Origin of the sequence: Qipengyuania sp. JC766 (assembly GCF_040717445.1) — a bacterium.
GTDB lineage: Bacteria > Pseudomonadota > Alphaproteobacteria > Sphingomonadales > Sphingomonadaceae > JC766.
Genome location: NZ_JBFEFL010000001.1, coordinates 1560001 through 1584567, shown reverse-complemented (window position 1 = coordinate 1584567; position 24567 = coordinate 1560001). Strand labels below are relative to the sequence as shown.

Below are 24567 nucleotides of genomic sequence, written 5' to 3'. Positions count from 1 at the left end.
CGTCCGGCCGTCCGTTCAGCCGCGGACGGCCTGCATGCGCTTCAGGTACCGGGCGAGCACGTCGATTTCCAGATTGACCGTGTCGCCTTCCTCCAGCGCGCCCAGCGTCGTTACCTCACCGGTGTGGGGTATGATGTTGAGCGCGAAATCGCAGCTGCGGTCGGCCTGGTCGCGCACGTCGTTGACGGTCAGCGAGACGCCGTCGATGGTGATCGAGCCCTTGGGCGCGAGGAAGGGGGCGTATTCCGCCGGTGCGCGGATGGCGAGGCGGGTCGAGCCGCCTTCGTCGCGGGCCATGCGGATCGTGCCGAGGCAATCGACATGGCCGGTGACGAGATGGCCGCCCAGTTCGTCGCCCACTTTCAGCGCCCGCTCCAGGTTCAGTCGGCGGCCCGTTTCCCACTGGCCCTTCGCCGTGCGCGAGACGGTTTCCTGCGACACGTCGACCGCGAACCAGGCATCGCCTTCCTGCCCGCCGCGATCGACCACGGTCAGACACACGCCGGAACAGGCGATCGACGCGCCGATGGCCATCGTATCGGGATCGTACGGGCAGGCGATGCGCACGCGCAGATCGGCGCGGCGTTCCACCTGAGTAATCGTACCGATGGCCGTGACGATGCCTGTGAACATGGCGGGTTCCCCTTATCGCACGCGGCGATAGACGTGCCAGCTGTCGCTGCCAAGCTGCCGGCTTTCGTCCTCTCGCCAGCGTCCGTGCGCCTGCGCCAGATCGGCGAGACCGATATCGGCGATCGCCGGCAGGCCTTCGCCTACGAGGATCGGTGCGCGGTAGATTTCCAGCCGGTCGACGAGATCGGCGCTGAGGAACGCAGCGGCCGCCTTCGCGCCGCCTTCGATGTAGAGATACTGCACGCCGTCCAGGCCGGCGATGGCTTGCGGCTCCGCGATCGCGTGCGCGCCGTCCACTTCGCCGCGCGTCAGCACGACACGGTCGGGGCTGCGGCTTTCGAGGCCGGGCAGGCGCACGTCGAGGCGGGGGCGATCCTGGCGCCAGGTTCCGCCCCCGACCAGGATGGCATCGGCCATGGCCCGGCGCGAATGGACATGCGCACGGGCGACGGCCCCGGTGATCCACCGGCTTTCGCCCGATGGCAGCGCGATCCGCCCGTCGAGCGACATGGCGAGCTTGAGCGTGACATGTGGCCGCCCCCGCCGGCTGCGCATCAGATAGCCGGCAAGGCTGTCCTCCGCCTGCGGGCAGTCGATCTTGTCCACGACGGTTCCGGAGGTTCCGATATGCGCGGCACCCGCGCCGGCGGTGCGCGGATCGGGATCCTCTACCGCGTAAACGCAGCGCGCGAGGCCGGACCGGGCGATCAGGTCCGCGCAGGCTGGCCCACGCGGTGAATCGTGCATGCAGGGTTCGAGCGTCGCGTAAAGCGTAGCGCCCGTTGCCAGCGGCCCCGCCATGTCGAGCGCCATCGCCTCTGCGTGGGGACGTCCGCCCGGCCGGGTCCAGCCGCGCCCGACGACGCGGCCGTCCTTCACGACGATCGCGCCCACTCCGGGATTGGGCCGGCTCAGCGGCCGCGCGCGGGCGGCCAGCCGCGCGGCTGCCGCCATCCAGTCGGCGTCATTCCGCAGGGGCGGACCCGGTTGCGCGCGAGCCGGTCGCGGACGGCGCGGGGATGTTCTGCATCAGCTCTTCGCGCAGCGCCGCTTCCTCGGCGGCCTGTGCGGCCTCCTCGCGGGCGATCTCGCGTTCCATCTCGTCTACGTCGACGCCGGTCGCCCGGCCGAGCGCGCGGTAGAGGCCCTTGATGCGCTCTTCCCGCGCGGCAAGCGCAGCTTCGCGCGCTTCCTTGCGTTCCTGGTTGGCGAGGTTGCTCTGGCGGATTTCCTCCAGCGAGCGGTCGGGCGAGAAGGTCGTGATATAGATCACGTCCGGCTCTTCCGCCGGGGCCATGCCGCCCTTCGGAATGCCCATCCAGATGATCGTCCCGGTGAACAGGCAGGACACCAGCAGGATCGGCACGCGATAGGGCTGGGGGCGGCGGAATTCGGTCCAGAAGTCCTTCAATCCGGGGACGGGGTTGAGTCTTTTGAAAAAGCGCATTGCCCGCAAGGATATAGGCTTGGCGCGCTGAATGCTAGCCGAATGGCGCGTAGAGGCCGCGCCCGTGCTGTTTCAGCCAGCGATCCGCCGCCGGAAGATCGCCGTCGTAGATGCGGTCCAGCAGGGCGTGGAACGCGCGGCTGTGGTCGAAATGGACGAGATGCGCGGTCTCGTGCGCGACGACGGAACGGCGCACCGCATCGGGCGCCATCGCCAGCCGCCAGTTGATGCGGACCGTCCCGGCGCTGCTGCAGCTGCCCCAGCGGCGCTGGGCGCGCGAGAGGCGGATGGCGGGCACCTCGATCCCGGCCCGGTCGCAGAAGAAGGCGAGATCCACGGCGGAGAGGCGCACGGCTTCCTGCCGCAACCAGCGTTCCAGCCGGTCCGCAATGCGGTCTTCCGGTCCGCCGAGGTGCATTTCACCGTCCAGCACACGGACGCCGCGCGCGGCCTTCGCGTCCCAGAGCACGCGATGGTCCCGGCCGCGATAGGCGAGCGTGCTGCCATTGCCCGGGGCTTCCCTCACGATCGTGCGTTGCAGCTGCCGGCCCAGCCAGCCGCTACGCGAGCGCGCGAATTCCAGAGCTTCGGCCGTCCGCCCCTGCGGGGGCAGGGTGATGCGGATTTCCGATCCGTCCGGGGCCAGCCGCATGGTCATGCGCCGCGCGCGTGGATGGCGGCGCAGCGCGAGCGGCAGCTCCCGCCCGTCGATCTCGACCACCGGGTCCGCCCGGTCGCGCCGCAGCCAGTCGATCATGGCGTCAGTCCCACTCGACCACGTGGTGTTCGAGCGGACCGGCCTTCGTTTCGCTGATGACTCGACCGGCGACCGAGACACCGGCGCGTTCGACCGAGGAAAGGTCGCCCGTCTTCAGGTGATGCCAGTCCGGCAGCGGCTTGCCCGCCGCGCGCAGGCGATAGGCGCAGGTCTTCGGCAGCCACTCGACATCCTCGACGATCCTGAGGGTCAGCCGCATGCAGTCCGGCACGAAGGCCTTGCGGTTGCGATAGTCGCTGCAGCGCGCCGTCCGGGTGTCGAGTAGCTTGCAGGCGACATTCGTGTCCTCGATCGCGCCGGTATCCTCGTCCTCGATCTTGTGCAGGCAGCACCGCCCGCACCCGTCGCACAGGGCTTCCCACTCGCCTTCGTCCAGTTCGGCGAGCGGCAGTTCCCAGAACCGGTCCCTCAGCGCACCCATGAATCGAGTTGCCGGGCGACGGCTTCCGGACCCTGATCGGTGGCGAGCGTGGTTAGCGCCTCCCCATCGGGGCCGAACAGGTAGGTGATGACGGTATGGTCGACCAGGTAGCCGCCTTCCTCGTTCGGTTCGCGCTTCCTGAAATCGGCAGCAAAGGCCTTGGCGGTTTCCTGCAGGACTTCCGGTTCCCCGGTCATCCCGATCAGGCGCGGATGATACTGGTCGGTGAATTCGCGCAGCGCCTGAAGCGTGTCGCGTTCCGGATCGACTCCCACGAACAGCGGCTGGACCTTTGCCGCGCGCTCGGGATGTTCCTGCTCGAACGTCTTGAGCCCCGCCATGGCGCGCGAGACGTCAGTCGGGCAGAAATCGGGACAGAAGGTGTAGCCGAAATAGATAATGCGGTACTGGCCGTCGAAATCGTCCCAGCGCACGGTCTGGCCATCCTCGCCCGTGAGTTCGAATGGTCCGCCGATGCCGCTGCCGCGAAGGTCGGCGCCCAGTTCGGCCTCGATCGGCGCGTCGTCGGTTTCGGATGTGCCACAGGCCGCCAGGGCCAGCGCGGCGCAGGGCAGGAGGGTTCGGATTATCTGGTGCATGGTCCTCGGCTTCATGGTCTGCTAATCGCCCTTTCGCAAGGGACGTACACGTCCTATTTCGTGATTTCAGACAGGGTCCGCAATCGATGGCACACGGTATTTTCCGGCTCCTCATTCCCGCAGCTGCGCTCGCGCTGGCAGCGACGCCGGCCGCGGCGCAACACACCGACGGCTACAACTTCCTCCAGGCAGTGAAGGACCGCGACGGAACCGTGGCGACGCAGATGCTGTCGACGCCCGGCAACGTGCTGGTCAACACCAAGGAGCGCAAGAGCGGGCAGACCGCCCTGCATATCGTGACCCAGCGTCGCGACACGCAGTGGATGCGCTTCCTGATCCAGAAGGGCGCCAACCCCAACATCGCCGATGCCGAGGGCAACACGCCGCTCGATATCGCGGCGGCGCAGGGTAACGTGGACGGGGTCGAAGTCCTGCTGAAGGCAGGCGCGCGGGTAGACGTAACCAATTCGGCGGGCGAGACGCCGCTCATTTCAGCGGTCCATCGGCGGGACGTCGAGCTGGTGAGGTTGCTGCTGGCCAATGGTGCCAACCCGGACCGGACCGATACGTCCGGCCGTTCGGCCCGCGATTACGTGTCCCTGATGACCGCGAACACGCGCCTGCTGGACGAGCTGGAAAAGGCGGACGAGGATCGCGCCGGCAAGGGTTCCAAACAGACCTTCGGCCCGACGCAATGATGGACGAGACGATGACCGGAACGCCCGATTACACCGACATGACGCTGGACGAGCTGCGCGTCGCACTCGCGCCGGTCGTCGCGGAAAACGCGGTCTTCGACGGGTGGACCGATATCGCCGTCACCACGGCAGCCGAAATGTCCGGCGTCGATCCGGACGTGGCGCGGCTGGCATACAAGGGCGGACCGATGGAAATGATCGTCGCCTGGGTCGATTCGGTCGACGCGGCGATGGCGGCGGAACTGCCGAAGGAAAAGCTCGCCGAGATGAAGATCCGCGACCGGATCCGCACGCTCGTCCTTTTCCGGCTGGACGCGATCGCCGGGCAGGAAGAAGCGCTGCGCCGTGCGACCGCGATCATGGCCATGCCCCAGAACGCGCCGCGCGCCTTGAAGGTCGGCTGGAACAGCGCGGACAGGATGTGGCGGCTCGCCGGCGATACCGCGACGGATTACAACCATTACACCAAGCGTGCGATCCTCGCCTCGATCTACGGTGCGACGCTGGCGGTCTTCGCGGACGATACATCGGATGGGAAGGCGGACACGCACGCCTTTCTCGACAGGCGGATCGACGGGATCATGCGGTTCGAAAAGGCAAAGGCGCAATGGACCGGCTCCGACCGCGAAAGGTTCAGCCTGACCCGCTTGCTGGGCCGGCTGCGCTACCCGGCAAGCTGACGATCCGGACGCCCTCGGGCGCTATTGATAATCGGTTGCAAAATGACGTCCCGTCCGGCAGGGGCGGGGCATGACGCTGGATAATCTGGAGCGGGGCACGCCCGCGCGCATCGTTTCCATCGACTGGTCCGTCCTGAGCGAAGCGGACGGCAAGCGCCTGCGCGCGCTCGGCATCGACGAGGGCGCGGAAGTCGCCGTCGGGCACCGCGGCATGTTTGGTGGACGCGATCCGCTTTCGATCCGCATCGGCCGTGCCGAAATCGCCGTCCGCCGCGCCCACGCGCTGGCCATGACCGTCGAGGGACTATGACCAAGCTGCGACGTGCCGCGCTTGTCGGCAATCCCAATGCCGGCAAGAGCGCCCTGTTCAACGCGCTGACAGGTGCGCGGCAGAAAATCGCCAACTACCCCGGCGTGACCGTGGAACGGAAGGCGGGCCGCATGGTCCTGCCGACGGGCGAGCCGGTCGAACTGATCGACCTGCCCGGCAGCTATTCCTTCGATGCCGCCAGCCCGGACGAGGAAGTCACCCGCCAGATCGTCATGGGCGATTTCGAGGGCGAGGCCCGGCCGGACATGCTGATCGTGGTGATCGATGCCGCCAACCTGGAGCAGCACCTGACCTTCGCGCAGGAAGTGCTCGAGCAGGGCATGCCCACGGTGATCGCACTCAACATGGTGGACCTCGCCGAGCGCGACGGGCTGGCGCTAGACCCCGAAGCGCTGTCTGAGGCGCTGGGCGCGCCGGTCGTTTCGACCGTGGCGGTGCGGCGAAGGGGGCTGGAAGAACTGACGCAGGCGATGGAAGGCCTCCCGCGTGACGGCACGGTCGCGCATCGCCCGCACCTCACGCTTCCGGAGCGGCGGCTGGCATCGCGCAACATCGCCCGGGGCGCGATCCTGGCCCGCAGCACGGGGCATCGGCTGCATTCCGGGCTCGACAAGGTGCTGCTCAATCCCTGGATCGGCCCGGTCATCCTGTTCGGCCTGCTGTTCGTGATGTTCCAGGCGGTGTTCGCCTGGGCGGATCCGCTGATCGGCCTGATCGAAGGCTTCTTCGAATCGCTGAGCGGTCTGGCTGTCGCGACCCTGCCGGAAAGCTTCTTCCGCGATTTCCTGACCGAAGGCGTGATCGCGGGCGTGGGTTCGGTGCTCGTCTTCCTGCCGCAGATCGTGATCCTGTTCGCTTTCATCCTGGTGATGGAAGCGAGCGGATACATGGCCCGCGCAGCCTATGTGATGGACCGCCTGATGGCCGGGGTCGGACTTTCGGGCCGCAGCTTCATTCCGCTGCTTTCCAGTTTCGCCTGCGCCATTCCGGGCATCATGGCGACCCGCAGCATCGCCGATCCCAAGGACCGGCTGACGACGATCCTGATCGCCCCGCTGATGACCTGTTCTGCGCGCCTGCCGGTCTATGCCGTGATCATCGCGGCCGTGATCCCTTCGACCAGTGTCGGTCCGGGTATCGGGCTTCAGGGCCTCGTCCTGTTCGCCCTCTACCTTGCCGGCATCGTCGGCGCGCTGGTGGTGGCGCTGGTGCTGCGCGGGACGCTTTCGAAGGGGGAAGCGAGCGGATTCATCATGGAGCTGCCGCGCTACCAGTGGCCGCGCATCAAGGACTTGCTGATCGGCCTGTGGCAGCGCGGCTGGGTGTTCACGCGCCGCGCGGGCACCATCATCTTCGCGGCCACGGTCATCCTCTGGCTGTTGCTGACCTTCCCCAAGGCGGAGCCGGGCGAAAGCCAGCTCGACGCGTCCGCCGCCGGACAGATCGCCGGCTTCATGCAGCCCGCGTTCGAACCGGTCGGCTTCAATCGCGAGATGACCCTCTCGCTGGTGCCGGCCATGGCGGCGCGCGAAGTGGCCGTCGCCTCGCTCGCGACCACCTATGCCGTGGAGGCTGAGAGCGAGGAAGCGACCGAGACCGCCCTGCGCGACCAGATCGCCGCCCGCTGGACCCTGCCGGCCGCGCTCGCCTTCCTCGCCTGGTTCGTGTTCGCGCCGCAATGCCTGTCCACCATCGCGGTGGCTCGGCGCGAAACGAATGGGTGGAAATGGCCCATCTTCATGTTGGGTTATCTGTTCGCGCTCGCCTATGTGTTTGCGGGAATCACCTATTGGAGCGCGCTGGCGCTCGGACTGTAGCAAGAGGAATTTCAGATGGCCGGGTCACTCAACAAAGTCATGCTGATCGGCAATCTGGGGCAGGATCCCGAAGTGCGCAGCTTCCAGAACGGGGGCCGTGTCTGCAACCTCCGCATCGCGACGAGCGAGCAGTGGAAGGACAAGAACACGGGCGAGCGCAAGGAACAGACCGAATGGCATTCGGTCGCGATTTTCTCCGACGGCCTGATAAACGTGTGCGAGAACTACCTGCGCAAGGGCAGCAAGGTCTTCATCGAAGGCAAGCTGCAGACCCGCAAGTGGCAGGACCAGTCGGGTAACGACCGGTACAGCACCGAAGTCGTCCTGCGCGGTTTCGACGGCACGCTGACCATGCTCGACGGGCGTGGCGAAGGCGGTGGCGGCGGCGGTGGTGGCCAGCGCGGCGGCGGGTCTTCGTCCGGCGGGAGCTGGAACCAGGGCGGCGGCGGCCAGAGCGGCGACAACTGGCGCGACGGCGGATCGTCCGGCCAGGGTTCGGGCGGCGGCTCGAACTACGACGATCTGGACGACGACATCCCGTTCTGATCAGTCCTTCTTCAGGCCCGCCAGTGCTTCTGCCAGCGGGCCGCTCGGGCTGTCCTCGTCCTTCAGGCCCGCATCCTTGCGGGCCGTGTCGGCGCCGGGTCCCTCCGCGTAGGGATCGATGGCAAGCCCCAATGTCTGCGCCACCGCTTCGCCCAGATCGAAGCTGTCGCCCTCGAACTCGATCTCGTCGCAATCCTCGGAAGTGATCTCGATCTCGGCGCCTTCCTCTTCGGGCTGGGGCTGCGGCGGGACGAAGCGAAGTGCGAACGTCTCGTCGATCGATACCGGGAAATCGTCGCCGGACACCGCGCATGACTGGACCAGCTCGGCGCGCAGTTCGCCTTCGGCAAGGACGCCATCGCCTTCGCGGCTGAGAGCCACGTTCGCGTCGAGCGATGTGACGGCGACGATGGCGAAGCGCGCGGCGAGCGCGCGGCGCTCGGCCTCGTCCGCGGTCAGTTCGACGGGCTTTGCCGGGAGCGCCCTGGCGCGGACCGGTCGGCTGAATTCGGGTGTGCTCATGGTGCGATGTTCCCTGCCATGACGTCTTCTTCCGACAGGCCGTCGAGCCGTCCCGCCAGTTGCTCGAAAGCCAGTGCCGTTGCCTGCGGATCGGAGCCTTCCGTCAGGGTCACGTTCTTCTCCACCACGTCGGTGAGGCTGCGTTCGCCCGCGCGTGCGTCGCGAAATGCGCCGATCCGTCCGCCCGCGGCCGCCACGATCTTGCCCATCCGCTTGCCAAGGGCGGGATCGCCAATGCCCTGCTGGCGCAACTGGCCGTCCATGTCGTCCACGAACAGCTCGGTCAGCCTTGCGGTGTCGGTCACGCGCTCCGGATTGCGCTCAAGCCGCAGGATGACGAGAGCCATCACGGCCAAGATCATGTCGAAGCGCCCGTCCACCGTGTCGGCAACGCCATGCTGCGCGTACCAGGCCGGCCGGCGCGCTTCCGTGACGACGGCGTGCCACAGCGGGCGCAGAGCGTCCTTCGGATCGGGCGCGGTGCCCAGAAGGCGGGACAGGAAAGACATGGCAGGTCTCCGGGTTCAGCGCCGATCAAGGCAGGATGGTCGAAGCGGCGCACGCATTGCGCCTTGGCGCGCGGGGGCTTATGGCGGCTTCCATATAGTGACGGGACCACGTGGGCCAAGCGGTGCGCGCGGTTGAAGGACAGAAGGTTTTCGCAGGATGATGGATCGCAAGACGATGTTGGCGGCGGCCGTGCTGGCAGGCGCGACGGCACTGGGCGGATGTTCCTCGATTCGCGAGAATCGCGGCTATGTCGCGGACAGCCTGCTGTCTTCGTCCGTCCAGCCGGGCATCGACAACCAGCAGTCGGTCGAAGCGACGCTGGGCCGCCCGACCTTCACCAGCCAGTTCGGCGAACCGACTTGGTATTACGTGTCTTCCGTGACGGGCCGCGCGCCCTTCATCCGTCCGCGGATCAAGGAGCATGACGTGCTGGCCGTCCGGTTCGACGCCGCCGGAAACGTCGTTGCCGCCGAACGCAGCGGGATCGAACAGGTCGCTTATCTCAGCCCCGACGGGGACGAGACGCCGACGCTCGGCCGCGAGCGGGGCTTCCTCGAAGACCTGTTCGGCAATATCGGCTCGGTCGGTGCACCGGGGGTGGGCGGACCCGCGCAATAGGCGCGTCCTTCGCTTGACCGTCTCCGCCACGCACCCATATCGCGCGGCATGAACGACCGCAGCAATTCGCACGGGCTCACGCCCTGGCACGGCACCACCATCATCGGCGTCACCCGTGACGGCAAGACCGTGATCGCGGGCGACGGGCAGGTGTCCATGGGCAACACCGTGATGAAGCCCAATGCCCGCAAGGTCCGCCGGATCGGCAAGGACGGCGCGGTCGTCGCCGGGTTCGCCGGGGCGACGGCGGACGCCTTCACCCTGTTCGAGAGGCTCGAGAAGAAGCTGGAGCAGTATAGCGGCCAGCTGATGCGCGCCTGCGTGGAACTGGCCAAGGACTGGCGCACCGACAAGTATCTCCGCAATCTGGAAGCGCTGATGATCGTCGCCGACAAGGACAGCCTGCTGGTGCTGACCGGCAATGGCGATGTGCTGGAACCGGAAGGCGGCATTGCGGCGATCGGATCCGGCGGCAATTATGCTCTCGCCGCCGCGCGCGCGCTGTCCGATTATGAGGACGACGCCGAAAAGATCGCTCGTCGCGCCATGCAGGTTGCCGCGGATGTGTGCGTCTTCACCAACGAGAACGTGACGCTCGAGATGGTCTGACGCGTTCCGCTTGCCGGGGTTCGTCGCGGCCGGTACCCTCCCGCCCGGCGCACTGCCAGGTCATCGGAGCTTCCCCATCGCGACAATTTCGGCAATCGACCGACGGCGCGCCTTGCACGGTGCCGTGCTGGCCGGCGCGTCCCTGTCGCTCCCGGCCTGCGTCCGATCCGGCGTTCCGGCCGCCACGCAGCCTGCCCTCTGCCTTCCGCCAGTGCTGGCCTCCCCGGACCACGTCATTCGGTCCGTTGCCGGATTGCGCCCGTACCGGAGCGCGGGCTTCGTCGTGCGCGAACAGGCGCTGGGTCGCACGCGGGTGGTCCATAATTACGGCCACGGCGGCGCGGGAATTACGCTGAGCTGGGGCAGTTCGCGCCTCGCGGTCGATCTGGGCTTGCGGGACCATTCCGGACCCGTGGCGGTGCTCGGTGCCGGCGCGCTCGGCCTGACGACGGCGAAACTGCTGCAGGAAGCGGGACGCGACGTGGCGATCTACGCCCGCGACCTCCCGCCCGATACGACATCCAATATCGCCGGCGGGCAGATCAGCCCGGCAACGCATTACGACGACGACGCGGTCACGCCGGAATGGCGCGCGCAATATGCCGCTGCCATGGATTACAGTTATCGCCGGTTCCAGATCAGCGTCGGTGAGGATACCGGCGTCCGCTGGCTTACCACCTACAACGAGACCCGCGGCGCCCCGCTCGAGGAATTCGACCGGCAGATCATGCCTGCGCATCGCATCCTGCGCGAAGGCGAGCATCCCTTTCCCGTCCCGCTGGTCCGCGAATGGCGCACCATGTATGTCGAGACCGGACGCTGGCTGGAACATACGCTGCGCGACGTGCTGATCGGCGGTGCGACCATCGAACGGCGCATGCTCGAATCCCCCGAAGACGTCGCCGCATTGCCGGAGACGCTGGTCTTCAACTGTACCGGGCTTGGCGCACGGGAGCTTTTCGGAGACGACGGGATGATCCCCGTTCGCGGGCAACTCGCCATCCTGCTGCCGCAGCCCGAGATCCGCCACGCCTATACCTCGCGGGCAGGCTACATGTTTCCGCGTCCCGACGGGATCGTGCTGGGCGGTACGTTCGAGCGCAGGGTCGAGGATGCGACGCCGCAGCCGGACGACATCGCGCAGATCGTCGCGGCCCATGCCGAGTACAACAGCAAGCTGGCCTGCACCGCCTGACGTCTCGTCCGTTCGCCTGCCCGCCTTGCGCGTGGCGGCATCGGCCCCCAAATGCCGCGCGATGACAGAAGCACTGACACCCAAGGCGATTGTCGCCGCACTCGACGAACACATCATCGGACAGAAGGACGCGAAGCGGGCCGTGGCGGTCGCGCTGCGCAATCGCTGGCGGCGGCAGCAGCTGGGTCCGGAACTGCGCGACGAAGTGACGCCGAAGAACATCCTGATGATCGGCCCGACCGGTTGCGGCAAGACCGAGATCAGCCGCCGCCTCGCGAAGCTGGCCGATGCGCCTTTCGTCAAGGTCGAGGCGACCAAGTTCACCGAGGTGGGCTATGTCGGCCGCGACGTCGAACAGATCGCGCGCGACCTCGTGGAGGAAGCGATTCGGCTGGAAAAGGACCGCCGGCGCGAAGCGGTTCGCGAATTCGCCAGCAAGGCGGCCATGGACCGGTTGCTCAATGCGCTCGTGGGCGAGAACGCGTCCGAAGCGACGCGCGAGAGTTTCCGCGCCCGGATCGTCGACAATTCTATGAACGATACCGAGGTCGAGATCGAAGTGACCGAAGCGCCTTCCATGCCGATGGACCTTGGCGGGATGGGCGGCAATATCGGGATGATCGACCTGTCCGACATGATGGGCAAGGCCTTCGGCAAGCAGCCGACCAAGCGCCGCAAGCTGAAGGTCCCCGACGCGTGGGACAAGCTGGTCGAGGAAGAATCCGACCGCCGCATGGACCAGGACGACGTCGCCCGCGTCGCGCTGGAAAATGCGGAAACGAACGGGATCGTATTCCTGGACGAGATCGACAAGATTGCCGTCAGCGACGTACGCGGTGGATCGGTCAGCCGTGAAGGCGTGCAACGGGACCTGCTCCCGCTGATCGAAGGCACGACGGTCAGCACCAAGTACGGCCCGATGAAGACTGACCACGTGCTCTTCATCGCGAGCGGCGCCTTCCACGTCGCCAAGCCGTCCGACATGCTTCCCGAACTTCAGGGCCGCCTGCCGATCCGGGTGGAACTGCGCGCGCTGACCGAGGAGGATTTCGTCGCCATCCTGACGGAAACCCGGGCCAATCTGGTGGCGCAGTATCGCGCGTTGATCGGCACAGAGGACGTGCAGCTGGACATCACGTCAGACGCGATCGGCGAAGTCGCGAAGATTGCGGCGCAGGTGAACGAGGGCGTGGAGAACATCGGCGCTCGGAGGCTCCAGACCGTGATGGAACGGCTGCTCGAAGACATCAGCTTCGACGCGGAAGACCACCAGGGCGAAACCGTGACGGTCGATGCGACCTATGTCCGCGACCGGCTGAAAGACCTCGCCGAGGATACGGACCTCAGCAAGTACATCCTGTAGGCCCAGGGTCGCCAGGTGTCGCGCCCTGCCTAAGGGTGCGGCGCGAGCCCGATCTCGACCCCGGTCTTGTCCGTCAGGGCATACCTGTCGACGAGATCGCTGCTCGCCCGGTTGAGGCCGACGACCTGCACGCTGCGCCCGTTGCGGCGCATACGCTCGACCACCTTGTCGAGCGCTCCCACGGCCGAGATGTCCCAGAAATGCGCGCCGCGCACGTCGATGATGACGTGATCGGCCGGATCGGGCTGAAGGCTTTCCGGGCCCAGCGCGCGTTCGAACCGGTCGACGCTTGCAAAGAAGATCTGGCCCGATGCGGTATAGGTCGCGGTGTCGCCTTCGCGGGTGCGGACGACCTCGAACATGCCCATCACCTTCTGGGTGAAGAACACGCCGGACAGGATGACGCCCGCCAGCACGCCGAGTGCGAGGTTGTGGGTCCACACCACCACGATGACGGTGGCCACCATGACGACCGAGCTCTGCCAGGGGTGCTTGCCGAGGTTGGGGATCGAGTTCCAGCTGAAGGTCCCGATACTGACCATGATCATGACCGCGACCAGCGCGGGCATCGGCACCTGTCCGACGATCGGGCCGAGCACGGCGAGGAACACCAGCAGCGCGAAACCGGCGGTGAAGGTTGACAGCCGGCCGCGGCCGCCGCTGGTCACGTTGATGACCGACTGGCCGATCATGGCGCAGCCGCCCATGCCCCCGAAGAAGGCGGCGGCGATGTTCGCCACGCCCTGTCCCGCGCTTTCGCGTCGCTTGTCGCTGCCGGTGTGGGTCATGTCATCTACGATCTGCGCGGTCAGGAGCGATTCGAGCAGGCCGACCGCCGCCATGGTGAGCGAATAGGGTGCGATGATGCGCAGCGTTTCCCAGGTCAGCGGCACGTCGGGCAGGACGAGGTAGGGGAGGCCTTCGGGCAACTCGCCCATGTCCGCCACCGTGTTGACCGGTGCGCCGAGGTAGATTGTCAGCGCCGTCAGGACGACGATCGCGACCAGCGGGCTCGGGATGGCCGTCGTCAGGCGCGGCAGCAGGTAGATGATCGCCAGTGCCCCTGCGACCATCGCATAGGCCAGCGGGCCGACGCCTTCATTGCCGGGGATGAGCTGGGGAAGCTGGGCGGTGAAGATGAGTATCGCCAGCGCGTTGACGAAGCCCGTGATGACGCTACGCGACACGAATTGCATCAGCAGGTCGAGACGCAGCAGCGCGGCGATCCCCTGGAAGATGCCCATCAGGATCGTGGCCGCGAACAGGTAGTCCACCCCGTAGTCTCGCACCAGCGGCACCACCACAACGGCAACCGCCGCGGTGGCCGCGCTGATCATCCCCGGACGGCCGCCGGTGAACGCGATGATCATCGCGATGGCGATGGATGCGTAGAGGCCAACCCGCGGATCGACCCCGGCAATGATCGAGAACCCGATGGCTTCGGGGATGAGGGCGAGGCTGACCACGATACCCGCCAGGATGTCGGCGCGTATGTTGGAGAACCAGTCGCGCCGGATGGCGGCTGTGTCGATCATGGGCGATCTCTGATGTTTGAACGGGAATTTCCGGAAAGGCCGCGCCCTACCCTATGGTGCAGTGCAACACAACCGGCAGGCTCGCTGCTCGTGCTGCCACCCGCTCTGCCAAGGGAGGCGGTCGGTCGACCAATGACGTTATCGGCTGTTGAACCGGCCGGGCCATGCTGGTCTACTGTCGGGCAGATCCACAGGGGGACGCACATCATGAAACTTCGCTATCTGCTCGGTGCCGCCGCTTTCGCCTTCGCGCCGCTGATGCCCGCAGCGGCACAGGACGCGCCGCAGGCCGAAATCGTCGCGCCGGAAATCGAGTTCGAGGAATGGACGCTGGACAACGGCCTGCGCGTGATCGCGCTGCAGGACCAGACGACCGCCAATGTCTACACCTCCATGTGGTACGATGTCGGGGCCAAGCACGATCCGGAAGGACGCGCCGGTTTCGCGCATTTGTTCGAGCATATTCTCAGTCGCAAGACCGAGAACATGCCCTACAACCTCATCTACGGCCTGACCGCCGATGTCGGCGGCACCCGCAACGCCAGCACCAGCCCGGACCGGACCAACTATTTCGAGATCGTCCCGGCCGAGTATCTCGAGACGATGCTCTGGACCCATCGCGAGCGCATGGCCCTGCCGGTGATCGACGAACAGGTCTTCGAAAGCGAGCGTGGGGTCGTTAAGGAAGAATTCCGCCAGCGCGTCGCATCGCAGCCCTACGGCCCGCTCTTCCGGCTGGTGATGCCGGAGAACGCCTACGACATCCTGCCCAACCGTCGTCCGTCCATCGGCGATATCGAACAGCTCGATTCCGCGCAGCTCGCCGATGCGCTGGCCTTCCACGAGGCCTATTACGGTCCCGACACTGCCACGTTGATCGTGGCCGGCAATTTCGAGCAGGACAATCTGCGCGCGCTGGTTGACCGGTATTTCGCGGACATCCCGGCCCGCGCAAATCCGGTGTCGCTGGAAATCGATACCCCGGTCCCGATGCGCGAAGGCGCGCGACTGGTCGAGGCGACGTACCCCAACGTGCCGCTGCCGATCGTCGGCAGCGTCTGGAAGCTGCCCGCCGCCGACCATCCCGACATGCCCGCGCTGCTGCTGCTCGAGGAGATCCTTTCCGGCGGCGCGAACAGCCGCCTGCAGGATGCTCTCATCCGCTCGGGCAAGGCGGTGGACAAGGCGCTGTTCGCCAGCCCTTCTGAAGAAGCGGGATATTTCGGGGCGTTCGCCTTCGTCAGCCCGACCGGCGATCGCCAGGAAGTGGAAGGCATCCTTGCTGCGGAAATGGAACGGGCGCGAACCACGCAAGTGACCGCGGCGGAACTGAACGAAGCGCGCAACGCGTATTTCTCGAGCGCTCTCAGCCGCCGGCAGACCGCCACCGGCCGGGCGCAGGAACTGGGCGAGGCGCTGGTGCAGACCGGCAACCCGCGCGCCGCGGACGCACTGCTGGCGGCCATGCGGGAAGTTTCCGCAGCCGACATCCTGCGCGCGGCGCAGACCTGGCTGAAGGCGGATTCGCGGGTCGATATCCGCTACTCCGCCGGGGAGGAAGATCCGTCCAAGTACCGCAACCCGGTTCCGATGCCGACCTTCCGGACATTGCCGCCGGTGACCAGCGAACCGAGAACGGTCCTGCCCGAGGGGCAGCGCATGGAACCGCCCGCTCCCGGCCAGAAGCCGGAAGTCGCTGCGCCCGAAATCGTCGAGACGCAGTTCGCAAACGGCGTAAAAGTGATCGCCGCGCAGACCGGCGATACGCCGATCGCCACGATCACGGCCGTCCTGCCGGGCGGGGTCATCACCGAACGGCGCGAGAATGCGGGCGTGTCCGAATTCGCAGCGACGCTTGCGGAACAGGGCACTTCGACCCGGACCGAAGAGGAAATCGCCGCCACGTTCGAAAGTCTCGGCGCGAACTTCTCGGCCAGCCCGTCCACCGAAGGCACGCTGGTGAGCGTGACCGCCCCGGTCGCGACGCTTGAGGCCGCCGGGCGGTTGATGGTCGAGATTATCCGGGACGCGTCCTATCCCGAGGACAAGCTGGAACTCGAGCGTAATCGCGCGCTGGAAGGCATCAAGATCGCGCTCAACGATCCCGGCCAGCTGGCTAGCCTTGCGTCCACGGCGATCCTCTATGGCGATGCGCCATACGGCATCACGTCCACGCCGGAGACGATCGCCCGCGTGACGGCGGAGGACCTGCGGACCTATCGCCGGACCTGGTGGCAACCGCAGGCGACGACGCTCATCGTGAGCGGCGGCATCGACACGGGACGGGCCGTCGAACTGACGCAGGATCTGTTCGGGGATTGGCAATCGACCGGCGAACTGCCCGAGCTGCCGGAGAACCGGGCGGGCGAGGAACGTGCGCCACGGACTGTGGTGATCGACCTGCCCGATGCAGGGCAGGCTGCGGTCTATGCCGCGGTGCGCACGCTCGACCGGCAGGACAACGACTATTACGCGCTGCAGGTGGCGAATGCCATTCTGGGCGGTGGGTCCAGCGGGCGGCTGTTCGAGGAGATCCGCACCAATCGTTCGCTCAGCTACGGCGCCTATAGCGGCTTCGGCAGCAGGACGGACGACGCCTTCCTGACGGCGTCGTCGCAGACCAAGAACGAGACGGCCGACGAGGTGGCGCAGATCATCCTGCAGCAGTTCGACCGGCTCGGGACGGAGCCGCTGGACGCGGACCTGATCGAGAAGCGCACGCGCTACCTGACGGGGAGCTATTCGCGTTCGCTGGAGACGTCGGGCGGGTTCAACTCGATCGTGGGCGCGCTGACGCTGAACGGCCTCTCTCCTCAGGAGGCCGTGGACTATGCGGAGAAGCTGGGGACGGTGACGCCGGAAAGCGCATCGGCCGCGGCGCAGCGCTATGTCGGCGCATCCGACGCGACGGTCATTATCGTCGGGGACTCGCAGTATTTCCTCGACGATCTGCGGACCTTCCGGCCGGACGTCGAGGTGATCCCGGCCGCAGAGCTTGACCTCGCGACCGGTCGGGCGCGCGCTGCGACGGGCGATTAGTCGAGGATTTCCGCCGGGTGCGCGGACGCGTGATCGTCCGCGACCTGGCGGGCCCACATCTCGGCGTAGAGGCCGTCATGGCGCAGGAGATCGGCGTGGCGGCCGCGTTCGACGACGCGGCCGTGGTCCATTACGAGGATCTGTTCCGCGTGGACGATGGTGGAGAGGCGGTGCGCGATCGCGAGGGTGGTGCGCTTCTCCGAAACGCTGCGCAAGGTACGCAAGATCGCCCTTTCCGTGCCTGAATCGAGAGCGCTGGTCGCCTCGTCCAGCAGCAGGATCGGCGGGTTCTTCACCAGCGTGCGCGCAATGGCGACGCGCTGCTTTTCCCCGCCCGACAGCTTCAGGCCCCGCTCCCCGACTTCGGTGTCGAGGCCGGCCGGCAAAGTGCGAATGAACCGCTCGATCGATGCGCCCGACACCGCTTGCTGCACGTCGTGCTCGGTCGCGCCCTCGCGGCCGTAGGCGATGTTGTAGCGGATCGTCTCGTTGAAGAGGACGCTGTCCTGGGGGACGATGCCGATCGCGGCGCGCAGCGAACTCTGCGTCACTTGCGAAATGTCCTGCCCGCCGATCGTGATCCGGCCTTGCCAGGGATCGTAGAAGCGGAACAGCAGCCGCCCGATCGTGCTCTTGCCCGCACCCGACGGGCCGACCAGCGCGATGGTGTGGCCCGCCGGCACCTCGAAGCTCAGGCCGTGGAGGATGGTGCGGTCCTTCTCGTAGCCGAACACGACATCCTCGAAGGCGACGCTCGCATTGCCGGAGACGAGGGCCGGGGCGCCGGGCACGTCCTTCACTTCCACGTCGGTGTCGATCAGGCGGAACATCTCCGCCATGTCGACAAGGCCCTGGCGGATGGTGCGATAGACCCAGCCCAGCATGTCCAGCGGACGGAAGAGCTGCATCAGGTAGGTGTTCACGAAGACGAGGTCGCCCACGGTGAGGCGCCCCTGGCTCCAGCCCCAGACGGTGTAGGCCATCGCGCCGCCCATAAGCAGGTTGGTGATGAGCGCCTGCACCATGTTGAGCGTGGCGAGCGAGTTTTCCGATTTCACCGCCGCACGGGCATAGGATCTCGCTGCCTCGGCATAGCGTGCTTCCTCGCGCGCCTCGGCGCCGAAATACTTCACCGTCTCGTAATTCAGCAGCGAATCGACCGCCCGGTCCAGCGCGCGGCCGTCCAGATCGTTCATCTCGCGCCGCAGCTTGGTCCGCCATTCGGTGATCCAGCGCGTGACGAGGATATAGGAGACGACGGTGAAGCCGGTCGCCGCCACCAGTTCCCACCCGAAATTGAGGTAGAAGATGACCCCCACCGCGACGAGTTCGATGATCGTGGGCGCGATGTTGAACAGCAGGAAATAGAGCATCGAATCGATGGTCTTGGTGCCGCGTTCGATGGTCTTGGTGATTTCCCCGGTCCGGCGCGACAGGTGGAAGCGCAGGCTCAACCGGTGCAGCCGGTGGAACACGTCCTCCGCCAGGTGCCGGGTCGCTTCCTGTCCCACCCGTTCGAAGACGATGTTGCGCACCTGGTCGAAGGCGACCCCGCCGAACCGTCCCAGCGCATAGGCCGCGACGAGCGCGAAGGCCGCCATCGCCGCTTCCCCGACCGGTTCCGCCATCGCGTCGACCGCTTCCTTGTAGGCGAAGGGAATCGCGAGCGTGACGGCCTTGGCCAGCAGCACGAAGACCAGCGCGCCGACGATGCGCCAGCGCAGGCCCGGCTGGTCCTTGGGCCAGAGATAGGGGAGGAACCGGCGGACCGTCTGCCAGCTGTCGTGATCCCTCGGGGGCAGAGTGGCTGGGTCGGGCGGCATTCCCGCGCCATGTGGGGGGTGGCGCCCGGATTGGCAAATCCGCGTGGGCTCGCGCCCCCGGCGCGCGGGCGCGCGAGCCGAGGCGTCAGGTCCCGATGCGGGTCGGGGAAAGCTGGCGCATCGCGGGGCCCGGCGATGCGACCTCTTCAGGAAGGTCGAACAGCACGCGGCGGCTGTCAAAATCGATCGCGATCCGGTCGAACAAGCGCAGATCGCGCATCCCCAGAACCAGCGCGGGGCGATCGTTCAGGCCCAGCGCATCGAAGGCCGGCGCATCGGTAAAGGCGATCGGCAGATTGTTGAGATGCATCCTGCCGATCCGGAAGGAGCGGACATAGTCGCGCTTGCCGCGAATCTTTCCGCCGTTGACGTCGGTCGCTTCCACCTCGGCCAGTTCGCGGGCGCGCAGGCGGCGCTTGAGGGCGAGGTTGCCGATGCTCCCTTGCGCGCCGGTATCCACGATGACGGAAGCCCTGACCCCGTCCACCCTGGCATCGGTGATGATCAGCCGGCCCAGCTTGCGCCGGGCGCGCACGACTATCTCGTATCCGCGACTGGCGCCAAGAACTTCCGGATCGCCGACCGCGATGGTTTCCGCCCGGAAGTCGATCAGGACGCGCAGCCCCTGCAGGCTGTCGAGGCCGAGAATGCCGTCCGCGCCGATATGCCCCTGTTCCAGGAGCGGCGCGTGGATATCGTCGAAGGTGCGGTCCGCGAAACTGAGGCCCTCCACCCGGACCAGCTCCACATCCGCGCGGCTGGCCATGCCGACCACTGTGGCGCGTCCGACGGATTCCAGTGCCAGCTCGTCCACGATGCGCCGCGTGACCACGGTCGCCTGGCTGCCGGTATCGACCATGAAGCGATAGGGACCGCCGCCCGCGATGGTGACCGGCACGGTCATGCGGTCGATCCGGTCGGGTGTGCTTTCGATCACGTGGAAATCGGGCGCGGCTTCTGCCAGCGTGGCCGGGGGCGACGGCGTGACGGGGTTCGCGTTCCCGTCGTCTTCCGCAACGCCGTTGGTGGCGGCGCAGAGCGCGCACAGTGCAATCAAGGACCAGCGTTTCATGGCGGTCATCCTTCCCGGCCGGGACGATACCACACGGGGGATGGACGGCAAAGAGAGGGCCGGGACAGAGAGGGCCGGGGTCGAAAGGGAAGGGGGCTGCGGCCGGTCAGGCCTGCAGCATCGTGTCCACCGGCTCGTTCCGGTTGCGCAGCATCGCCCAGCTTTCCTGCAGCAGGCGCGGCCAGGCGAGGAGCAGGGTAAGGCTGTAGGTCACCGCGCCCGCGGGGATCAGGATCAGAAGCTGCAGCGGATCGGCCAGGTCCGCGACCGCGAGGCCCAGCAGCCAGACGACCAGCGACATGAGTCCGGACGCGACCGCCACCGGCGCGAGTTCTTCCAGCAGTTCGCGCAAGGAAACCCGGATGACCGGCAGGGTGAGGGCGAGCGTCACGATCAGCAGCGCCGGCGCGGCGACCCACCAGGCATGGGCCAGCCCCTGCGGGCCATAGGCCATGCCGATCACGAAGCAGGCGGGGAAGATGACTGCGCCCGCCGCGCTGGACAGGAGGTAGATGCGCGGCTTGCCGGTCGCGTTGGTCGCGGGCGAACACACGATCTGCAGCGCGAAGAACGGCATCACCACTGCAAGGCTGCCGAGAATCGGGCCCATTTCCGCCCACTTCTCTCCCCCCAGCGTGACGATCGCCGGATTGGCCGTGAGCGCGAGGCCGAAATAGAGCGGGGCGGTAACCAGCGCGACGGTGCGGAAGGTGCGGATGAAGAACGGGCCGAGCGGCCTGCCGCCCTTGTGCAGTTCCGAATAGGCGGGGAAGGTCACGTCGTTGACCGGCGGCAGGAAGCGGCCGGTAATGACCAGCGCCAGAAACAGCGCCTCTGCATAGATGCCCAGATCATGGGTCGAGAAGGTGCGACCCGCTATGAAGATGTCGCTCTGGCTCTGCACGATCCACAGCAGCTGGCAGATGGTCAGCGCGCCGCCGAAGGTGACGATGTCGCGCGCGCCCCGGAAATCGAACACCGGCCAGACCAGCAGGCGGGCCGCGATGGTCAGGCCCATGGCCCGGACCACTGCCATGCCGATGGGCGCATAGACGAGCGCCCACACGCCCCAGCCCATGAGCGCGAGGCCGAGCGCGATGCCCGCACCCACGAAAGCGCACAGCAGGTTCACCAGTCCCTGGCTGCGAAATTCGATTCGCCGGGCCAGCAGCGCGCTGGGCAGGGCGACGAACGGAGTCGCGAGATAGGCGATCGCCTGGATCCGCAGCATGTCCGCCACCAGCGGCTGCCCGTAATAGTCGGCAAGGCTGGGCGCGAGCAGGACCTGCGCCACCGCGATTCCCACATTGGCCAGAATCAGCATCCCGAACACCTGCCCGATTCTCCGGCGGTCGATGTGGTCCGCCTGGATGAGGGAGGTCGCGAAGGAATAGCCGTTGAGGAAGTTCAGCGCGGCGAGCACCGCCTGCGTCATGGCGAACAAGCCGTAATCGCTGGGGTCGAGGATACGGAACACCGCGATCGTGGCGCACCAGGTCACCAGCTGCGCCGCGACCTGGCTGCCCCAACGCCACGCAAGCGCGCTGCGCACACGGGAAGCGAATCCCGAATCGTCCTGCGGACGCTCGATCGGCACCTGTTCGGTCACGAAGCCGCCGTTAACCGTGAAAAATGAAGAAAGAGGCAAACGGGGAGGGCGGCTTCGGACGATTTTTGCGCCCTGTTTGCCCCCTTTACGCACTTGGCCCCCTTGCGGGCCGGGGCGGGGCAAACCACCTGTGCGACACGAGAAGGCACGCAAAGCCGCGGTTTCCGGGGCCTCGCGAAAAAAGTGAAACAAAATTGCAAAAAGGGGGTTGCCCGAATCTGAGACCCCCCATATATGCCCTCTCACCGCAGCGGAGACGCCCCACGGGGAACGCGCCGCAAGCGGTCGCCAACATCAGTCGGATAGCCGGTCCCCCGGTGTAAATCGGGGATCACTTAGCTGTCCGCCTATTAATGTTGAGTGGCTCTTTGACATCGTTGGTTTTTGATGAAGGGACATGTGGGCGACGGCGCCCGGTCCGGGGACCTCAAGGCTCCGGTAACCGGTTAACTCAAGCCGATCGCCACATCCTGGTCGAGCTCCACGCTCGGCCTGTGATGATGCATGTTCATTCGTATCCATTACGTTTGACAGTGCAGGTATCGGCTCCTTGAAGCTCTTGCTTGTCGGTCTGGCGATCTTCGGATCGTGATCGGTAGGTGAGTGACACAAACTTGAGAGTTTGATCCTGGCTCAGAACGAACGCTGGCGGCATGCCTAACACATGCAAGTCGAACGAACCCTTCGGGGTGAGTGGCGCACGGGTGCGTAACGCGTGGGAACCTGCCCTTAGGTTCGGAATAACTCAGAGAAATTTGAGCTAATACCGGATAATGTCTTCGGACCAAAGATTTATCGCCTTTGGATGGGCCCGCGTAGGATTAGCTAGTTGGTGAGGTAAAGGCTCACCAAGGCGACGATCCTTAGCTGGTCTGAGAGGATGATCAGCCACACTGGGACTGAGACACGGCCCAGACTCCTACGGGAGGCAGCAGTGGGGAATATTGGACAATGGGCGAAAGCCTGATCCAGCAATGCCGCGTGAGTGATGAAGGCCTTAGGGTTGTAAAGCTCTTTTACCAGGGATGATAATGACAGTACCTGGAGAATAAGCTCCGGCTAACTCCGTGCCAGCAGCCGCGGTAATACGGAGGGAGCTAGCGTTGTTCGGAATTACTGGGCGTAAAGCGCGCGTAGGCGGCTTTCCAAGTCAGGGGTGAAATCCCGGGGCTCAACCCCGGAACTGCCCTTGAAACTGGATGGCTAGAATATCGGAGAGGCAAGTGGAATTCCGAGTGTAGAGGTGAAATTCGTAGATATTCGGAAGAACACCAGTGGCGAAGGCGACTTGCTGGACGATTATTGACGCTGAGGTGCGAAAGCGTGGGGAGCAAACAGGATTAGATACCCTGGTAGTCCACGCCGTAAACGATGATAACTAGCTGCTTGGGCTCATAGAGCTTGGGTGGCGCAGCTAACGCATTAAGTTATCCGCCTGGGGAGTACGGTCGCAAGATTAAAACTCAAAGGAATTGACGGGGGCCTGCACAAGCGGTGGAGCATGTGGTTTAATTCGAAGCAACGCGCAGAACCTTACCAGCCTTTGACATCCTAGGACGGTTTCTGGAGACAGATTCCTTCCCTTCGGGGACCTAGTGACAGGTGCTGCATGGCTGTCGTCAGCTCGTGTCGTGAGATGTTGGGTTAAGTCCCGCAACGAGCGCAACCCTCGTCCTTAGTTGCCATCATTTAGTTGGGCACTTTAAGGAAACTGCCGGTGATAAGCCGGAGGAAGGTGGGGATGACGTCAAGTCCTCATGGCCCTTACAGGCTGGGCTACACACGTGCTACAATGGCATCTACAGTGGGCAGCTATCCCGCAAGGGTGAGCTAATCTCCAAAAGATGTCTCAGTTCGGATTGTCCTCTGCAACTCGAGGGCATGAAGGCGGAATCGCTAGTAATCGCGGATCAGCATGCCGCGGTGAATACGTTCCCAGGCCTTGTACACACCGCCCGTCACACCATGGGAGTTGGATTCACCCGAAGGTGGTGTGCTAACCCGCAAGGGAGGCAGCCAACCACGGTGGGTTCAGCGACTGGGGTGAAGTCGTAACAAGGTAGCCGTAGGGGAACCTGCGGCTGGATCACCTCCTTTCTAAGGATCTTCGCGAAAGCGCCGGCGCTAGCCGTCGGAAGTGCTTCGCGGTTTCCAAAGAACAATGCCGTCGTCCTCATGTCCTTTCATCAATCGGATGCAGCCAGCGGGCTTATGCCTGCTCGGTTGTTTGCCTGAGCCGGCTTACGCCCCTCGCGGCCATTAAGGCCGGCGCGGCGCGCGTGGGCCTGTAGCTCAGTTGGTTAGAGCGCACCCCTGATAAGGGTGAGGTCAGAAGTTCAAATCTTCTCAGGCCCACCATGCCCCTTAGGGGCCTTAGCTCAGCTGGGAGAGCACCTGCTTTGCAAGCAGGGGGTCATCGGTTCGATCCCGATAGGCTCCACCAGGCACCTGATCCGATAGATGAAACGAAAGCGGATCCCGCATTTGGCGGGTAGGCGGCTTCGGTCGCTGTCTTTGACATTGTGAATGGGTTTTTAAATCGATGCCGTGGCGGTATCGTATCGACGGTTGGGGCTTGCCCTGTCCGGACGGACGATATCATCACATTAATCAAATTGATTATCTGGCTGAGATAATTGTTCGCATCATCGCGAAGACGCGCAGGTCTTTATGCAGGCCTGTCGTTGATGGTGTGGATTCTCAAGCGTGAGGTAAGAGCATT

At 65.7% G+C, this 24567-nt stretch carries 22 protein-coding genes, 2 tRNA genes and 2 rRNA genes (1 of these 26 only partly in view); 14 read left to right on the top strand and 12 right to left on the bottom strand.

What is annotated here, in order from left to right; translation table 11 throughout:
• Positions 1-15 precede the first annotated feature (15 nt).
• Genes AB1K63_RS07735 through AB1K63_RS07710 form a run of 6 tightly spaced genes read right to left on the bottom strand, consistent with a single transcriptional unit; the run spans position 16 to position 3878 of the window.
• Positions 16-633, bottom strand: coding sequence for a riboflavin synthase (locus AB1K63_RS07735; RefSeq protein ID WP_366959471.1), 618 nt, complete (start codon positions 631-633; stop codon positions 16-18).
• A gap of 12 nt (positions 634-645) precedes the next feature.
• Positions 646-1587: a bifunctional diaminohydroxyphosphoribosylaminopyrimidine deaminase/5-amino-6-(5-phosphoribosylamino)uracil reductase RibD gene (gene ribD, locus AB1K63_RS07730; RefSeq protein ID WP_366959470.1), complete on the bottom strand. Its 942-nt coding sequence runs from the start codon at positions 1585-1587 to the stop codon at positions 646-648.
• A gap of 10 nt (positions 1588-1597) precedes the next feature.
• Positions 1598-2080: a hypothetical protein gene (locus AB1K63_RS07725; protein WP_366959468.1), complete on the bottom strand. Its 483-nt coding sequence runs from the start codon at positions 2078-2080 to the stop codon at positions 1598-1600.
• 34 nt (positions 2081-2114) lie between these two features.
• Positions 2115-2837 (bottom strand): SprT family zinc-dependent metalloprotease, encoded by a 723-nt coding sequence (locus AB1K63_RS07720; protein ID WP_366959467.1) that lies wholly within the window; start codon positions 2835-2837, stop codon positions 2115-2117.
• Between the two features lie 4 nt (positions 2838-2841).
• On the bottom strand, positions 2842-3279 hold the full coding sequence (locus AB1K63_RS07715; RefSeq protein ID WP_366959465.1) for a YcgN family cysteine cluster protein: 438 nt from the start codon (positions 3277-3279) through the stop codon (positions 2842-2844).
• The gene (locus tag AB1K63_RS07710) at positions 3267-3878 is read right to left on the bottom strand and encodes an SCO family protein (RefSeq protein WP_366959463.1); all 612 of its coding nucleotides are present in this window, start codon (positions 3876-3878) and stop codon (positions 3267-3269) included. Before AB1K63_RS07710 ends, AB1K63_RS07715 begins: the two co-directional genes overlap by 13 nt.
• Positions 3879-3964: 86 nt before the next feature.
• On the opposite strand from AB1K63_RS07710, the gene AB1K63_RS07705 reads away from it, so the two are divergent.
• The 5 genes from AB1K63_RS07705 to ssb all read left to right on the top strand — a co-directional run bounded on the left by AB1K63_RS07705 (position 3965) and on the right by ssb (position 7950).
• Positions 3965-4576: an ankyrin repeat domain-containing protein gene (locus AB1K63_RS07705; RefSeq protein ID WP_366959461.1), complete on the top strand. Its 612-nt coding sequence runs from the start codon at positions 3965-3967 to the stop codon at positions 4574-4576.
• Positions 4577-4587: 11 nt separating this feature from the next.
• Positions 4588-5256, top strand: coding sequence for a COQ9 family protein (locus tag AB1K63_RS07700; RefSeq protein WP_366959460.1), 669 nt, complete (start codon positions 4588-4590; stop codon positions 5254-5256).
• A 70-nt stretch (positions 5257-5326) separates the two neighbouring features.
• Positions 5327-5566 carry a FeoA family protein gene (locus tag AB1K63_RS07695; protein WP_366959459.1) on the top strand — a complete coding sequence of 80 codons (240 nt, stop codon included), beginning with the start codon at positions 5327-5329 and terminating at the stop codon, positions 5564-5566.
• On the top strand, positions 5563-7404 hold the full coding sequence (locus tag AB1K63_RS07690) for a ferrous iron transporter B (RefSeq protein ID WP_366959457.1): 1842 nt from the start codon (positions 5563-5565) through the stop codon (positions 7402-7404). The genes AB1K63_RS07695 and AB1K63_RS07690 overlap by 4 nt, the downstream gene beginning before the upstream one ends.
• 15 nt (positions 7405-7419) lie before the next feature.
• Entirely contained in the window at positions 7420-7950 is a 531-nt protein-coding gene (ssb, locus tag AB1K63_RS07685; protein WP_366959456.1) for a single-stranded DNA-binding protein, read from the top strand.
• Here ssb and AB1K63_RS07680 read toward each other — a convergent pair whose 3' ends face one another.
• Both AB1K63_RS07680 and AB1K63_RS07675 read right to left on the bottom strand, forming a co-directional pair.
• The gene (locus AB1K63_RS07680) at positions 7951-8472 is read right to left on the bottom strand and encodes a DUF177 domain-containing protein (RefSeq protein WP_366959455.1); all 522 of its coding nucleotides are present in this window, start codon (positions 8470-8472) and stop codon (positions 7951-7953) included.
• A complete protein-coding gene (locus AB1K63_RS07675; RefSeq protein WP_366959454.1) occupies positions 8469-8981 on the bottom strand; it encodes a ubiquinol-cytochrome C chaperone family protein in 513 nt (170 codons plus the stop codon). The genes AB1K63_RS07680 and AB1K63_RS07675 overlap by 4 nt, the downstream gene beginning before the upstream one ends.
• 157 nt (positions 8982-9138) lie before the next feature.
• On the opposite strand from AB1K63_RS07675, the gene AB1K63_RS07670 reads away from it, so the two are divergent.
• The 4 genes from AB1K63_RS07670 (at position 9139) to hslU (ending at position 12767) form a co-directional block, all read left to right on the top strand.
• Positions 9139-9600, top strand: a complete 462-nt coding sequence (locus AB1K63_RS07670) for an outer membrane protein assembly factor BamE (RefSeq protein WP_366959452.1) — start codon at positions 9139-9141, stop codon at positions 9598-9600.
• Positions 9601-9648: 48 nt separating this feature from the next.
• Entirely contained in the window at positions 9649-10209 is a 561-nt protein-coding gene (hslV, locus tag AB1K63_RS07665; protein WP_366959451.1) for an ATP-dependent protease subunit HslV, read from the top strand.
• Between the two features lie 112 nt (positions 10210-10321).
• Complete coding sequence (locus AB1K63_RS07660) at positions 10322-11404, top strand: FAD-dependent oxidoreductase (protein WP_366959450.1); 1083 nt, start codon at positions 10322-10324, stop codon at positions 11402-11404.
• Between the two features lie 61 nt (positions 11405-11465).
• Positions 11466-12767, top strand: a complete 1302-nt coding sequence (gene hslU / locus AB1K63_RS07655) for an ATP-dependent protease ATPase subunit HslU (protein ID WP_366959449.1) — start codon at positions 11466-11468, stop codon at positions 12765-12767.
• A 29-nt stretch (positions 12768-12796) separates the two neighbouring features.
• On the opposite strand, the gene AB1K63_RS07650 is transcribed toward hslU, so the two are convergent.
• The gene (locus tag AB1K63_RS07650; protein WP_366959448.1) at positions 12797-14302 is read right to left on the bottom strand and encodes a SulP family inorganic anion transporter; all 1506 of its coding nucleotides are present in this window, start codon (positions 14300-14302) and stop codon (positions 12797-12799) included.
• Between the two features lie 207 nt (positions 14303-14509).
• Between AB1K63_RS07650 and AB1K63_RS07645 the strand changes: the two genes are divergently transcribed.
• Complete coding sequence (locus AB1K63_RS07645; protein WP_366959447.1) at positions 14510-17341, top strand: pitrilysin family protein; 2832 nt, start codon at positions 14510-14512, stop codon at positions 17339-17341.
• On the opposite strand, the gene AB1K63_RS07640 is transcribed toward AB1K63_RS07645, so the two are convergent.
• The 3 genes from AB1K63_RS07640 to AB1K63_RS07630 all read right to left on the bottom strand — a co-directional run bounded on the left by AB1K63_RS07640 (position 17338) and on the right by AB1K63_RS07630 (position 21845).
• Positions 17338-19164 (bottom strand): ABC transporter ATP-binding protein/permease, encoded by a 1827-nt coding sequence (locus tag AB1K63_RS07640; RefSeq protein WP_366959446.1) that lies wholly within the window; start codon positions 19162-19164, stop codon positions 17338-17340. The genes AB1K63_RS07645 and AB1K63_RS07640 overlap by 4 nt on opposite strands.
• Positions 19165-19249: 85 nt before the next feature.
• The gene (locus AB1K63_RS07635; protein WP_366959445.1) at positions 19250-20236 is read right to left on the bottom strand and encodes an aspartyl protease family protein; all 987 of its coding nucleotides are present in this window, start codon (positions 20234-20236) and stop codon (positions 19250-19252) included.
• Positions 20237-20342: 106 nt separating this feature from the next.
• On the bottom strand, positions 20343-21845 hold the full coding sequence (locus AB1K63_RS07630) for a lipopolysaccharide biosynthesis protein (protein WP_366959444.1): 1503 nt from the start codon (positions 21843-21845) through the stop codon (positions 20343-20345).
• A 610-nt stretch (positions 21846-22455) separates the two neighbouring features.
• Between AB1K63_RS07630 and AB1K63_RS07625 the strand changes: the two genes are divergently transcribed.
• From AB1K63_RS07625 to AB1K63_RS07610, 4 genes are all read left to right on the top strand, one after another.
• Positions 22456-23942, top strand: a 16S ribosomal RNA gene (locus AB1K63_RS07625).
• A 184-nt stretch (positions 23943-24126) separates the two neighbouring features.
• Positions 24127-24203, top strand: a tRNA-Ile gene (locus AB1K63_RS07620).
• A gap of 9 nt (positions 24204-24212) precedes the next feature.
• Positions 24213-24288 (top strand) — tRNA-Ala (locus AB1K63_RS07615).
• Positions 24289-24546: 258 nt separating this feature from the next.
• A 23S ribosomal RNA gene (locus AB1K63_RS07610) occupies positions 24547-24567 on the top strand; it runs 2770 nt beyond the window's last position.
• Together the 16S and 23S rRNA genes with 2 tRNA genes alongside form the textbook arrangement of a ribosomal RNA operon.

Bases quoted from the DNA above. Each gene is read 5' to 3' on its own strand.
- AB1K63_RS07735 (WP_366959471.1), bottom strand. From the start codon at position 633: ATGTTCACAGGCATCGTCACGGCCATCGGTACGATTACTCAGGTGGAA.
- AB1K63_RS07640 (WP_366959446.1), bottom strand. From the start codon at position 19,164: ATGCCGCCCGACCCAGCCACTCTGCCCCCGAGGGATCACGACAGCTGG.
- AB1K63_RS07715 (WP_366959465.1), bottom strand. From the start codon at position 3,279: ATGGGTGCGCTGAGGGACCGGTTCTGGGAACTGCCGCTCGCCGAACTG.
- AB1K63_RS07710 (WP_366959463.1), bottom strand. From the start codon at position 3,878: ATGCACCAGATAATCCGAACCCTCCTGCCCTGCGCCGCGCTGGCCCTG.
- hslV (WP_366959451.1), top strand. From the start codon at position 9,649: ATGAACGACCGCAGCAATTCGCACGGGCTCACGCCCTGGCACGGCACC.
- AB1K63_RS07680 (WP_366959455.1), bottom strand. From the start codon at position 8,472: ATGAGCACACCCGAATTCAGCCGACCGGTCCGCGCCAGGGCGCTCCCG.
- AB1K63_RS07650 (WP_366959448.1), bottom strand. From the start codon at position 14,302: ATGATCGACACAGCCGCCATCCGGCGCGACTGGTTCTCCAACATACGC.
- AB1K63_RS07635 (WP_366959445.1), bottom strand. From the start codon at position 20,236: ATGAAACGCTGGTCCTTGATTGCACTGTGCGCGCTCTGCGCCGCCACC.
- AB1K63_RS07695 (WP_366959459.1), top strand. From the start codon at position 5,327: ATGACGCTGGATAATCTGGAGCGGGGCACGCCCGCGCGCATCGTTTCC.
- hslU (WP_366959449.1), top strand. From the start codon at position 11,466: ATGACAGAAGCACTGACACCCAAGGCGATTGTCGCCGCACTCGACGAA.
- AB1K63_RS07670 (WP_366959452.1), top strand. From the start codon at position 9,139: ATGATGGATCGCAAGACGATGTTGGCGGCGGCCGTGCTGGCAGGCGCG.
- AB1K63_RS07675 (WP_366959454.1), bottom strand. From the start codon at position 8,981: ATGTCTTTCCTGTCCCGCCTTCTGGGCACCGCGCCCGATCCGAAGGAC.
- AB1K63_RS07645 (WP_366959447.1), top strand. From the start codon at position 14,510: ATGAAACTTCGCTATCTGCTCGGTGCCGCCGCTTTCGCCTTCGCGCCG.
- ssb (WP_366959456.1), top strand. From the start codon at position 7,420: ATGGCCGGGTCACTCAACAAAGTCATGCTGATCGGCAATCTGGGGCAG.
- ribD (WP_366959470.1), bottom strand. From the start codon at position 1,587: ATGGCGGCAGCCGCGCGGCTGGCCGCCCGCGCGCGGCCGCTGAGCCGG.
- AB1K63_RS07705 (WP_366959461.1), top strand. From the start codon at position 3,965: ATGGCACACGGTATTTTCCGGCTCCTCATTCCCGCAGCTGCGCTCGCG.
- AB1K63_RS07725 (WP_366959468.1), bottom strand. From the start codon at position 2,080: ATGCGCTTTTTCAAAAGACTCAACCCCGTCCCCGGATTGAAGGACTTC.
- AB1K63_RS07690 (WP_366959457.1), top strand. From the start codon at position 5,563: ATGACCAAGCTGCGACGTGCCGCGCTTGTCGGCAATCCCAATGCCGGC.
- AB1K63_RS07720 (WP_366959467.1), bottom strand. From the start codon at position 2,837: ATGATCGACTGGCTGCGGCGCGACCGGGCGGACCCGGTGGTCGAGATC.
- AB1K63_RS07700 (WP_366959460.1), top strand. From the start codon at position 4,588: ATGACCGGAACGCCCGATTACACCGACATGACGCTGGACGAGCTGCGC.